11 protein-coding genes are annotated in these 12,054 nt (G+C 64.5%); 3 read left to right on the plus strand and 8 right to left on the minus strand.

Annotated elements, in window-relative coordinates; all coding sequences use genetic code 11:
* From hflX to ACGLWX_RS02415, 7 genes are all read right to left on the minus strand, one after another.
* Entirely contained in the window at positions 1–1,311 is a 1,311-nt protein-coding gene (gene hflX / locus ACGLWX_RS02385) for a ribosome rescue GTPase HflX (RefSeq protein ID WP_396236999.1), read from the minus strand.
* Positions 1,312–1,344: 33 nt separating this feature from the next.
* Positions 1,345–1,593 carry an RNA chaperone Hfq gene (hfq, locus tag ACGLWX_RS02390; RefSeq protein WP_252107481.1) on the minus strand — a complete coding sequence of 83 codons (249 nt, stop codon included), beginning with the start codon at positions 1,591–1,593 and terminating at the stop codon, positions 1,345–1,347.
* 206 nt (positions 1,594–1,799) lie between these two features.
* Positions 1,800–2,738 (minus strand): tRNA (adenosine(37)-N6)-dimethylallyltransferase MiaA, encoded by a 939-nt coding sequence (gene miaA / locus ACGLWX_RS02395; protein WP_396237001.1) that lies wholly within the window; start codon positions 2,736–2,738, stop codon positions 1,800–1,802.
* A 42-nt stretch (positions 2,739–2,780) separates the two neighbouring features.
* Positions 2,781–4,673 carry a DNA mismatch repair endonuclease MutL gene (gene mutL / locus ACGLWX_RS02400; RefSeq protein WP_396237003.1) on the minus strand — a complete coding sequence of 631 codons (1,893 nt, stop codon included), beginning with the start codon at positions 4,671–4,673 and terminating at the stop codon, positions 2,781–2,783.
* A gap of 55 nt (positions 4,674–4,728) precedes the next feature.
* Complete coding sequence (locus ACGLWX_RS02405; protein WP_396237005.1) at positions 4,729–6,186, minus strand: N-acetylmuramoyl-L-alanine amidase; 1,458 nt, start codon at positions 6,184–6,186, stop codon at positions 4,729–4,731.
* 31 nt (positions 6,187–6,217) lie between these two features.
* Positions 6,218–6,676 carry a tRNA (adenosine(37)-N6)-threonylcarbamoyltransferase complex ATPase subunit type 1 TsaE gene (gene tsaE, locus ACGLWX_RS02410; RefSeq protein ID WP_396237007.1) on the minus strand — a complete coding sequence of 153 codons (459 nt, stop codon included), beginning with the start codon at positions 6,674–6,676 and terminating at the stop codon, positions 6,218–6,220.
* Positions 6,677–6,685: 9 nt separating this feature from the next.
* A complete protein-coding gene (locus ACGLWX_RS02415; protein ID WP_396237009.1) occupies positions 6,686–8,203 on the minus strand; it encodes an NAD(P)H-hydrate dehydratase in 1,518 nt (505 codons plus the stop codon).
* Positions 8,204–8,365: 162 nt separating this feature from the next.
* Here ACGLWX_RS02415 and queG point away from each other — a divergent pair, with 162 nt between their 5' ends.
* Complete coding sequence (gene queG / locus ACGLWX_RS02420; RefSeq protein WP_396237011.1) at positions 8,366–9,463, plus strand: tRNA epoxyqueuosine(34) reductase QueG; 1,098 nt, start codon at positions 8,366–8,368, stop codon at positions 9,461–9,463.
* Between the two features lie 10 nt (positions 9,464–9,473).
* On the opposite strand, the gene orn is transcribed toward queG, so the two are convergent.
* Positions 9,474–10,043, minus strand: coding sequence for an oligoribonuclease (gene orn, locus ACGLWX_RS02425; protein ID WP_396237013.1), 570 nt, complete (start codon positions 10,041–10,043; stop codon positions 9,474–9,476).
* A gap of 94 nt (positions 10,044–10,137) precedes the next feature.
* Here orn and rsgA point away from each other — a divergent pair, with 94 nt between their 5' ends.
* Both rsgA and ACGLWX_RS02435 read left to right on the plus strand, forming a co-directional pair.
* The gene (gene rsgA / locus ACGLWX_RS02430) at positions 10,138–11,169 is read left to right on the plus strand and encodes a small ribosomal subunit biogenesis GTPase RsgA (RefSeq protein ID WP_396237015.1); all 1,032 of its coding nucleotides are present in this window, start codon (positions 10,138–10,140) and stop codon (positions 11,167–11,169) included.
* Positions 11,170–11,181: 12 nt separating this feature from the next.
* Positions 11,182–12,024, plus strand: coding sequence for a sulfurtransferase (locus ACGLWX_RS02435; RefSeq protein ID WP_396237017.1), 843 nt, complete (start codon positions 11,182–11,184; stop codon positions 12,022–12,024).
* Positions 12,025–12,054: the final 30 nt, after the last annotated feature.

Raw genomic sequence — 12,054 nt, forward strand, 5'->3', positions numbered from 1 at the left:
CTACCACTCATCGGTCTCTTGTAGCGACTCAGGCAAGTAGGTATTGGCACGCTCACCAAGCTGCGCCATCAACTGATTAAAATCGCGCCTGGGCAGGCGAACATCCAATACCGAGCGCCCGCTTTCATCAAACGCCTCTTCGCGTACGGCGTTGAGTTCGTGAAGGCCCGCTCTGAGCTTACCCTGCTCTGGCGAAAGCGTCAGCGAAAACCCGATGACATCATCAGCCAAACGCTCCGAGAGCGCTTCGTGCAAAAGATCGAGCCCTTGGCCGTTTTGCGCGGAGAGCCAGACCACTTCCGGGCGGCCACTGTCGTCGCGCTCGATGCGCGGGGCGCTGTCGAAGCGGTCGATCTTGTTCATCACCTTGAGTACCGGCACATCGTCGGCACCGATCTCCTTGAGCACGCGGTCCACCTGCTCGACGCTGAGCTCGCGATCCGGGTCCGCCGCGTCGATCACGTGAATCAACAGTGACGCCTCGGCGGCCTCCTGAAGCGTTGCCTGAAACGCCTCGACCAGCTTGTGCGGCAAATGACGAATGAAGCCTACGGTATCGGCCATCACGATCGGCCCGACGTCGTCGATTTCCAAACGGCGCAGGGTAGGATCGAGCGTGGCGAAAAGCTGATCGGCGGCGTACACCTTAGCATCGGTGAGCACGTTGAAAAGCGTTGACTTGCCGGCGTTGGTATAGCCGACCAGTGAAACGCTGTGAATTTCGGCGCGAGAGCGCGCGCGGCGATTCTGCTCGCGCTGGCTACGCACCTTGTCAAGACGCTTGTGAATCGCCTTGATGCGACCCCGCAGCAGGCGGCGGTCGGTTTCGAGCTGGGTTTCACCCGGGCCGCGAAGACCGATACCGCCCTTTTGGCGCTCGAGGTGGGTCCAGCCGCGCACCAGGCGGGTGGACATGTATTCAAGCTGGGCAAGCTCGACCTGCAGCTTACCTTCGTGAGTACGGGCTCGTTGAGCGAAGATATCGAGAATCAAACCGGTGCGGTCAAGCACGCGGCATTTTAGCTCATGCTCGAGGTTACGCTCTTGCGAGGGGCCCAAGCTGTGGTTGAAGATCACAAGCTCCGCCTCGTGGGCGGCGAGCATGGCTCTTAGTTCGTCGAGCTTGCCCGACCCGATGAACGTGCGCGGGTCGGGGCGCTGCCGGCTGGCCGTCAGCAGTGTCGCGGGTTCGGCCCCGGCAGAGCGTACAAGCTCGAGGAACTCACCCGGGTCTTCTCTGGCCTGTTCGTCATAAAAATCAACGTGAACAAGCACCGCCGTTTCACCGGCGTCTGGGCGTTCAAAAAACAATCAATACCTCATGTCTTTCAGGCTATCCACCGCTTAGAGGTCGCCTTCAGGGGCGGCCGGGTCTTGTGCCGGCAAACGTACGTTGCGCGACGGCACCACGGTGGAAATAGCGTGTTTATAAACCATTTGGCTGACGGTATTGCGCAGAAGGATCACGAACTGATCGAAGGATTCGATCTGACCCTGAAGCTTGATACCGTTGACCAAAAAAATGGAAACCGGAATACGTTCCTTGCGAAGGATATTCAGGTACGGATCCTGGAGTGACTGCCCTTTGGACATGCTGCTTCTCCCTAAACTGTCTGGAGTGGGTTATTAAATGGCGCGCCAAGGCGCTACCGCAATCTTATTGCCCGAAAGGCTGGATGTTACAACTAAATGTTACCACCAGGTGCTACCGCTAACTGCTACAACCGGGCATGACAACCAGGCGTTACGAATGTCGTCGGGGCCGCTTAAAAACACGCCCACGAAAACACTATCTTACGCTAAGCACCGCTTTCGCGCACGATTTTCAGCACCTTATCGTCAAGGCTCGAAGCGCTCGAATCGATCCAGTGAAGCGACGGCCAGCTTCTCAACCAGGTTAGCTGACGTTTGGCGAGCTGGCGAGTGGCAATGATGCCGCGCTCGCAAAGCGTGTGCCGGTCGTACTCACCGTCCAGGTGCTCCCAGGCCTGCCGATAACCGACGCTTTTCATCGCCGGCAGATCCTTGTGTAAGGTACCCCGCTTTCTGAGGGCGGCCACCTCGTCTATCAAGCCCTCGGACAACATTGTTTCAAAACGCCGCGCGATTCGCTCGTGCAACACGTGGCGTTCGGCGGGCGCGAGTGCTATCGACACTACCCGGTACGGAAAGTTTTCGACGCGCTGCTCGGCCCAAAGCGCGCTCATCGGCCGGCCGGTAATGCGGTGCACCTCCAGCGCGCGCAAAAGCCGCTGGGGGTCGTTGGGGTGAATGCGCGCCGCGGAGACCGGGTCGACCTTTTCGAGTAGCGCATGAAGCCCGCCGGGGCCGAGCGCCTCGTGTTGCTTGGCAAGCTCGCGGCGCACGGCTTCATCGGCGGCGGGCAGATCCGCGACGCCCTCGAAAAGGCGCTTGTAGTAAAGCATGGTGCCGCCGACCAGCAGCGGCACGCGCCCTGCCGCGGTGATTTGTCGCATCTCGCTCAGGGCATCGTCGCGAAAATCCCCCGCCGAATACGGCGTTTCCGGCTCGCGGATATCGATCAGGCGGTGCGGCGCGCGGGCAAGCTCCTGCTCACTGGGTTTGGCACTGCCGATATCCATGCCGCGGTACACCATGGCCGAGTCGACGCTGATGAGCTCGCAGCCCAGGCGTTCGTGCAAGGCGATCGCGGTGTCCGTCTTGCCCGCCGCGGTCGGACCCATCAAAAAAATCGCCAGGGGGCGTGTATCGACCATGACCGAAAGACTCCGTATCGAGGGCAGCTGGCTGAGTAAAGGCTATTGGCCGCGCAAAAAGAGTTTGTCCAGCGCCTTCATGCTCATTTGCGTCCAGGTGGGCCGGCCATGGTTGCACTGATCGCTGCGCTCGGTGCGCTCCATGTCGCGCAGCAGCGCGTTCATTTCATCGAGTGTCAGCCGGCGATTGGCGCGCACGCTGCCGTGGCAGGCCATAGTGGATAGAAGCGCGTGAAGCCGCGCCTCGACCTGGTGACTCTGGCCAAAGCTTGCAAGCTCTTCGAGCACCTCGCGAATCAGCCCTTCCGGGTCGGCGCCGCTCAAAAGTGCCGGCAGGCTGCGCACCAAAAGCGTCTCCGGGCCGGCGACATCGAGCTCAAGACCCAGCGAGGCAATTGCCTCGTGCTCGCTCTCCACGGTGGCCACCTCCTGGCCACTTGCGGCAAGCGACACCGGCACCAGCAGCGGCTGGGTATCCACGCCCTGGCGTGCCATCTGGTTTTTCATGCGCTCGTAGACGATTCGCTCATGGGCGGCGTGCATGTCCACCAGCACCAGCCCGTGAGCGTTTTGGGCCAGAATGTAGATGCCGTGAAGCTGGCCCAGCGCAAAACCGAGCGGCGGCGCGCTGGTCGGGTCACTTTCCGGCATCGCCACCGGCGCTTCGCGCACCTGGTAAGGCTGTGGGCTCTGCTCGGCGGGCGGCTGCGGCGTTAGCAGGCTCTCTTCGTGGTCCGGGTGTAGCGCCTGATACCCCTGCATGAAGCGGCGCACGCGCTCGGCGCCGGGGTGGCGCGCCGGCCCTTCGCCCAGCGCCATGCCCTGCTGCTGCCAGCGCGGCGTCGGCTCATCCGGCGCGGCATCAGCGCCGGCAGTGGGCGCTTCGACCGCCGGCGACGCATCGTCAGCAGGCCTGGAGGCCGCCAAACAGTGGTGCAGGCTCGAGTAGAGGAAGTCGTGCACCATGCGCGAGTCGCGAAAGCGCACTTCGTACTTGGTCGGGTGGACGTTGACGTCGACCACGTCCGGGTCGAGCTCGAGATAGAGCACGAACACCGGGTGGCGGCCGTTGTAGAGCACGTCGCGGTAGGCCTGACGCACCGCGTGGGCCACCAGCCGGTCGCGTACCACGCGCCCATTGACGAAAAAGTACTGCTGATCCGCCTGGGCGCGCGAATGCGTAGGCAGCCCCACCCAGCCGCTCATCTTGAGCCCGCCCGCCTCGCGCTCGATATAGCGGGCGTGCTCGATGAAGTTCTTGCCCAGAAGCGAGGCGATACGCCGCTCCCGGGCGGCGGCGGAGTCGCCGGCGGGCAGCTGATGCACGGTTTTTTGATTGTGCCGCAGCACCCAGGTAACGTCGTAGCGGGACAGCGCCTGGCGGCGAAACGCCTCCTCGACGTGGGCGAACTCGGTTTTTTCGGTGCGCAGAAACTTGCGCCGGGCGGGCGTGTTGAAGAACAAATCGCGCACCGCCACGCTGGTGCCTTTGGGGTGCGGCGCCGGGGCGACCCGTGCTTCCATGCCGCGCCCTTCGGCCACCACGCGAAAGCCGCGGGTCGGGTCGTCGCTGGCGTTGGAAACGAGCTCCAGGCGCGACACCGAGCTGATTGAGGCCAGCGCCTCGCCGCGAAAGCCGAGCGAACTCACGCCTTCCAGATCCTCGAGGCTTTCGATCTTGCTGGTGGCGTGACGCGCTAGTGCCAGCGGCAGATCATCCTCACCGATGCCGATGCCGTCGTCACGCACGCGCACCAGGCGCGTACCGCCCTGCTCGATCTCGATTTCGATACGCCGGCTGCCCGCATCGATGGCGTTTTCCATCAGCTCCTTGGTCACCGACGACGGCCGTTCGACCACCTCGCCCGCGGCGATCTGGTTGGCAAGCCGCGGGTCGAGCACGTGGATCCGCGGGGTTCGACCTTGTTCAGACACTCATCACCTCACGTTCTCAAGCCATGCTCTCGACTGACGTTTTCACGTCGCTGTCTCAGGAGCCGGGAATGCGCAGCACCTGCCCTACGCGGATGACGTCGCCATTCAGGTCATTGACCTGTCTAAGCTGACTCACCGGCACGCCGTGGCGAAGGGCGATCGTCGAGAGCGTATCGCCGGATTGAATGCGGTATTCGTTCCCGGTCGGCGCGCGCTGGTTGTCGCGCTGCCAGGCAAGCAGGCTCGCCGGCGGCGGGTTACGCTCGAAGTGAGCGCGCAGGCCGCCGAAAATCGCCTGGGAAAGCGTGTGCTGGTAGGTCGGGTCGCGCAGCTTTCGCTCCTCGTCCGGGTTGGAGATGAAGCCGGTCTCGATCAGAAGCGACGGGATGTCCGGCGACTTCAGTACCATAAAGCCCGCCTGCTCGACGCGCGACTTATGCAGCCGGTTGATCCGCCCGAGCCGGTCGAGCACCTCGCCGCCGATGGCGAGCGAGTCGTTGAGCGTCGCGGTCATGGTCAGATCCAGCAGCACCCCACGCAGCACCTGATCCTTGTCACGCAGCGACAGCGACCCGTCCACCCCGCCGATCAGATCCGAGCGGTTTTCGCTGTCGGCGAGCCACTGCGCGGTTTCCGAGGTGGCTCCACGCTGAGAAAGCGCGAATACCGAGCTTCCCTGAGGGCGCGGGCTCGAAAAGGCGTCGGCGTGAATCGAGACGAAGAAATCCGCCTTCTGCTCGCGGGCGAGCTGGGTGCGCTGGCGCAGGCCGATGTAGTAGTCGCTGTCGCGGGTCAGCACCGCCTTGAAGCCTTGGGTTGCGTTGATGTCTGCAGCCAGCCGCCTGGCGATATCGAGCACGACGTCCTTTTCCCGGGTGCCGCTGGGGCCGATCGCCCCCGGGTCTTCGCCGCCGTGACCGGCATCGACGGCGATGATGATGTCGCGACGCGGATGGGGCTGGGCGGGCTGGACCGCGACCGGGGCACGCTCGGCCACTGGCGCATCCGGCGGCGCGATGGCCTCAGCTTGGGCGGTGGCGCGCTGGGCCTGGATCTCCTGCTCGCGGATCATCGCCTCGATCGGGTCGATCGGGTTTTCGACCGCGCTTTCGCCGGGGTACTCCAGATCCACCACCAGCCGGTGGCCGTACTGGTCGTTTGGCGCCAGCATGAAGTGGCGCGGGGTGATCGCGCGGTTGAGCTCGAGCACGACCCGCAGGCCGCCGCCATCCAGCCTTCCCGTGCGCACCGCGTCGATGGCGCTGTCATTCAGTGGCAGCGTCGAGGCGTCGGTGTCGAGCTGGGTGTCGTCGATATCGATGACCAGCCGTGACGGGTTATCCAGCGGAAAAACGTCGGCGGTGGCGGCGCCGGACAGATCGAACACCAGCCGCGCGTGATCCGGCGCCGCCCAAAGGCGCATGCTTTCGACCGTCGCGGCCTGAATTGACGCCGACAGCGCCAATACGCCGAGCGCGGCCGCCTTGAGCAGACGTTTGAATGGGCCACTCATTTCCATTGACTCACACCACTGTTGCGGTTTATCACGTAAAAGCCTTCAGGTTGGCGAGCACCTGCTCGCCCCAGGGGCTCTTTGCCGTTAGCGTGGCCGTGCGTCCCTGAACGGCCACGCTTAATTCGATACGCACATCGGCGTCTGGCAGCCAGCCGGCGCCGCGGCTGGGCCACTCGATCAAACAGAGCGCATCGTCACTTAAAATGTCGCGCCCGCCGATGAACTCGAGCTCTTCGGGGTCGCCAAGACGGTACAAATCGAGATGGTACACGCGCCGGTCGTCGAACTCGTAGGGTTCGACCAGCGTGTAGGTCGGGCTTTTCACCGCACCCTGATGGCCGTAGGCGCGCAGGATGCCGCGGGTGAGTGTGGTTTTCCCCGCGCCCAGCTCGCCTTCGAGATACACCCGCCCGCAACCTTCGAGCGCGCGCCCAAGCGCCTCGCCAAAGGCGACGTGGGCGTTTTCGTCATTCAACTGCACCTGCATGGAAGGCCTTCACGGGTTGATCAAAATGCGTGCATAGGATGCCAGATCGCTTGCCAGCAAGCCACGCTCGCCGTGCTCTTTTGCCGCCGCGTCGCCGGCCAGGGCGTGCACCATGACGCCAAGGCGCGTCGCAAGCTCGAGATCGTCGAACTGGGCGACGAGCGTGCCGAGCATGCCGCTGAGCACATCGCCCATGCCGCCACAGGCCATACCGGGGTTGCCGAACGGGCAAACGACCAGGCCCCCTGGCCCCGCGATCAGACTCCCCGCGCCCTTGAGCACCACGACCCCGCCCCGGCTTCGCTGCAGCGCGCGGGCGGCCTCTGGCCGGTTGGCCTGCACCTCGGCGGTGGAGCAGCCCAAAAGCCTTGCCGCCTCGCCCGGGTGCGGTGTGAGCACCCAGTTGTCGCGGGAAAGCCCCGGCCAGCGCGCGGCCAGCACGTTGAGCGCGTCGGCATCGACGACCAGCGGCGCATCCGTCTTGAGCGCGGCCTGCAGCACCGCCTGCCCCCAGGCGCCCTCGCCCATGCCGGGGCCGACCACGATGACATCCGCGCTGCCCGCAAACTCGAAGGCGTCGGCGCCGCCGGTCACGCTCCGGGCCATGACCTCCGGGCAGCGCGTCAGGCTTGCGCTAACGTGCTCGGCGGCGGTGGCCAGGCTCACCTTGCCGGCGCCCAGGCGCGCGGCCGCCTGGGAGGCCAAAAGCGCGGCGCCGCCAAAGCCAGGCGCGCCGCCCATTACCAAAACGTGGCCGAAAGCCCCCTTGTGTCCGGCCCGAGGCCGGGGCGTAAAGGCCGGCGCCAGCCAGCTCTCGTCCAGGCGCCAAGCGGCGGGGACGATATCGAAAAACGCCTGAGCCTTGACCCCGAGCGGACGAAAGTCGATTTCGCCGGTGTAACCCGGCGCGTCGCCGGTGTGCAGGCCGACCTTATCGCCGATGAACGTTACCGTGCAGTGGGCGTGCACCGCAGTACCCTGCACCGCGCCGGTGTCCGCGGCGATGCCCGAGGGCACGTCCAGCGACAGCACCGGCTGTTCGGCGCGGTTGATGTCATCGATCACCGCGCGCGCCTCGCCTTCGACCGGGCGCGAAAGCCCGGTGCCGAACAGCGCATCGACGATCACCTCGCCCACAAGCGTCATGCCCTTGCGATAGCGCTCGCAGTCCACGCCGGCGGCGCTGGCAAGCTCGGCGGCGCGGTAAACGTCGTTTTCAAGCGACTCGAGCGCCCGGGTCGACACCCGCTGCACCTTGAGCCCGGCCTGCATGGCGAGTGCCGCCAGCACGTGGCCGTCGCCGCCGTTGTTACCGCTGCCGCACACCACGGTGACGCTTTTTGCCTGAGGCCAACGCGAGCGGAAACTGTGCCAGGCACTGGAAGCGGCGCGCTGCATCAGCGCAAAGCTTTCGATACCGCCGGCGATGGTGCGCCGGTCGAGCTCTCGCACCTGGGCGGCCTTGTAAAGCGGGCGCAGGGCCTCGACGGTAAGCGCGGGGTTGAGCGTTTGGCCTGAAATCGACACGAAAGCTCCTTGTGCTATCGGTAAAGGGTCGGTGGACGGTGCCTGGCCCACAGTATGGATCGAAATGCGGCGCCGTGTCGTCAAAACGTCTTATGGGGTAGCATAGCGCGCCCGCACGCTGGCGTTTTACTCACCGGCTTCACTTATCTGCGTTGATCCACCATGGCGACATCTACCGCTTCACTATCTAAAGATGAGCTCGAGCGCCTGGCGTCGCTGATCAAGACCTGGGGGCGTGAGCTCGGCTTTCAGCAGATCGGTATCACCGACACCGACCTTGGCGAGCACGAAGCGCACCTGAAAGCTTGGCTCGATAACGGCTACCAGGGCGAAATGACCTACATGGCCAAACACGGCACCAAGCGCACCCGCCCCGCCGAGCTCGAACCCGGCACCCGGCGGGTCATCAGCGCGCGCATGGACTACCTGCCGCCGGAGGTCGAAACCACCAGAGTGCTCGGCCAACGCCAGCTCGCCTACGTCTCGCGCTACGCCCTGGGGCGGGATTATCACAAGCTGATCCGAAAGCGCCTGGCGACGCTTGCCAAAAAGATCGAGCAGGAGGTGGGCGCGTTTGGCTACCGGGCGTTTGTCGACTCGGCGCCGGTGATGGAGCGCGCGCTGGCGCAGAAGGCGGGGCTTGGCTGGTTCGGCAAGAACGCCATGCTGTTGAACCCGAAAGCCGGCTCGCTGTTCTTTCTCGGCGAGCTCTATACGGATCTGCCGCTACCCGTCGATGCGCCTTTCGATACCGAGCACTGCGGTCGCTGCAACGCCTGTCAAACGGCCTGCCCCACCGGCGCCATCGTCGATGACAAGATCATCGACTCCAACAAGTGCATCTCTTATCTGACCATCGAGCTTCACGGCGCGATTCCGATAGAGTATCGCCGCGCGATGGGCAACCGGGTCTACGGCTGCGACGACTGCCAGCTGGTCTGCCCCTTTACCCGCTTTACGAAGGCGAGCGCGGAGGAGGATTTCGCCCCGCGCCACGACCTGGACCGCGCCTCGCTGATCTCGCTGTTCGCTTGGAGCGAAGAGGAGTTTCTCGACAAGACCGCCGGCAGCGCCATTCGCCGCATCGGCTTCGAGCGCTGGCTGAGAAACCTGGCGGTGGGACTGGGTAACGCGCCCTGGAGCGCGCAGGTGGAAGCCGCGCTCAAGGCCCGGCGCGCCTACCCAAGCGCGCTTGTGCGCGAGCACGTCGCCTGGGCACTCGATGAGCAGCGCCAAAAGCGCGGCGCGCGCATTGCTTAGTATTCAAGGATCACTGGTCGCCGCCGGCTTTCAAAAACGTCTTGCGGTAGTGGGCAAGCTCGGCGATCGACTCCTTGATGTCGTCCATCGCCAGGTGCACGTTTTTCTTGCCGAACCCTTCGAGCGCCTTCGGATTCCACCGCTTGGCCAGCTCCTTCACGGTGGACACGTCCAGATTGCGGTAGTGGAAAAATGCCCAGAGCGAGGGCATCTCGCGCTCCAGAAAGCGCCGGTCCTGGTGGATGCTGTTACCGCACATCGGCGAGGTGCCAGGCTCGACATAGCGGCTTAAAAACGCCAGCGTTTCGCGCTCGGCCTGGGCGGTATCCACCTGGCTCTCTTTCACACGGGCGACGAGACCGGACTCGCCGTGGGTCTTCTGGTTCCAGTCGTCCATGGCGGCAAGCAGGCGCTCACTCTGATTCACCGCGATCACTGGGCCTTCGGCGACCACGTTCAGGTCGGCGTCGGTGACGAGTGTGGCCACTTCGATGATGCGCTCCTTGTTTGGGTCCAGCCCGGTCATTTCCAGGTCGATCCAGACGAGCAGGTCGCGGCGCGGGGCAGTCGTGTCAGGCATGGTGTTCTCCAAAGTGGGCATCAGGGCGGCGGGGTCGTTACCCGCGCCACGTTAACAGGTACACTAGCGCCATTGTACCGATCATCGGGTGGTCATGAGCAAACGTAAATTAAGCCGCCAGCAGCGCTGGCGGGTCGAGAAGATCCAGGCCGAGCGTGCCAACCGCGCGCAAAAGCGCGAAACCGACGACAGCGAAAAGCTCGCCGCCGGCGAATACGGCGCTGAGCAGCCCGGGCGCGTAATGGCGCACTTCGGCCGCACGCTCGAGGTTCGCGACAGCAATGGCGCCCCGGTGCGCTGCCACCTGCGCGCGAACCTCGAGGGCCTGGTCACCGGCGACCGGGTGATCTGGCGCGCGGGCCAGGAGGGCTCCGGCGTGGTGGTCGCCCGCGAAGAGCCTGACAGCGTGCTCAAGCGCCCGGACGCTCGCGGGCTCCTGAAACCGGTGGCGGCCAATATCGACCAGATTTTGATCGTCTTCGCCGTCGAGCCCGCCCCGCACCCCAATCTGATCGACCGCTACCTGGTCGCCGCCGAGGCCACCGGGATCGCCCCGGTGCTGGTGCTCAACAAGACCGACCTGTTACCCGACGACGGCGGCGAGCTCGGCGCGCTGCTGGAGCGCTACGCGGGCCTTGGCTATCCGGTGGTACGCACCACCACGGCCAATGACGCGGGCCTGACCGCGCTTCGCGAGCAGCTCAATGGCCGCACCTCGGTGTTCGTCGGCCAAAGCGGCGTGGGCAAATCGTCATTGATCGATTTACTGCTGCCCAAGGAGTCGCTGCGTATCGGCGCGCTCTCCGAGGATTCGCGCAAGGGCACGCACACCACCACCACCGCCAGGCTCTACACCATGAACATCGACGAGGTGGAGAACGGCGAGTTGATCGACTCCCCCGGCATTCGCGAGTTCGGGCTCGTTCACCTGACCGAACAGGAAGTGACCGAGGGTTTCATCGAGTTTCACCCCTTCATCGGCCACTGCCGCTTTCGCGACTGCCGCCACCGTCAGGAGCCCGGCTGCGCTTTACTTGGCGCCGTCGAGGCAGGCAAGATTCACCCTGAACGTTTTTCAAGCTACCGGCGCATACTCGACAGCCTAAGCGCGCCAGGCGCCCAATGACAGGAGCGGTTCATGAGTGCTGAACACCCATCCAGCGAAGCCAACGTGTTGCCCTTGATCGTCGAGCCCGGGGAGCTTGCGGCCAAACTGGACGCCCCCGAGCTTTTGATCATCGACGTGCCGGCCAACCCGGACAGCTACCGTGCCGGCCACGTGCCCGGCGCGGTGTATCTCGACTTTCGCTACCTGCTGCGCGGTGAGGGCCCGGTGCCCAACGACGTGCCGGACGTGGGCTTTCTCTCGCAGCTTTTCAGCGCCCTGGGCCTGACTCGCGATACTCACGTGGTGGCCTACGACGATGAAGGCGGCGGCTGGGCCGCGAGACTTCTCTGGACGCTGGAGCTGATCGGCCACACCCGCTACTCGTACCTGAACGGCGGCATCCACGCCTGGCGCGACGAAGGCCTGGATGAAAGCAGCGAGCAGACCCGCCCCGCGCCTTCCGAATACCACGCAGAGATTCTCAACCCCCAGGTGCTGATCACCTGCGAGGAGATCAAGGGCAAGCTCGAGAATCGCAATTTCGCGGTATGGGATGCGCGCTCCAAAGGCGAGTACGACGGCGAGAAAGGCAACAACAAGCACCTGGGCCATATTCCAGGGGCTGTGAACATGGACTGGGTCGACGCCATGGACCGACACCGCGCGCTTCGCATTCGCGACTACGCGGAGCTAATCACCGAGCTCGAAGCGATGGGCCTGACCCCGGACATGGAGATCGCCACCCACTGCCAGAGCCACCACCGCAGCAGCTTTACCTGGCTGGTCGGCAAGTCGCTCGGGTTCAACATTCGCGGCTACGCCGGTTCCTGGGGCGAATGGGGCAACCGCGACGACACGCCAATCGAAAAGTAGCGCCCCGCCTCGCGCCGGGACTCAAGAGCC

This window comes from Halomonas sp. HMF6819 (assembly GCF_044335525.1).
In the GTDB taxonomy this organism is placed as follows: Bacteria; Pseudomonadota; Gammaproteobacteria; order Pseudomonadales; family Halomonadaceae; genus Vreelandella.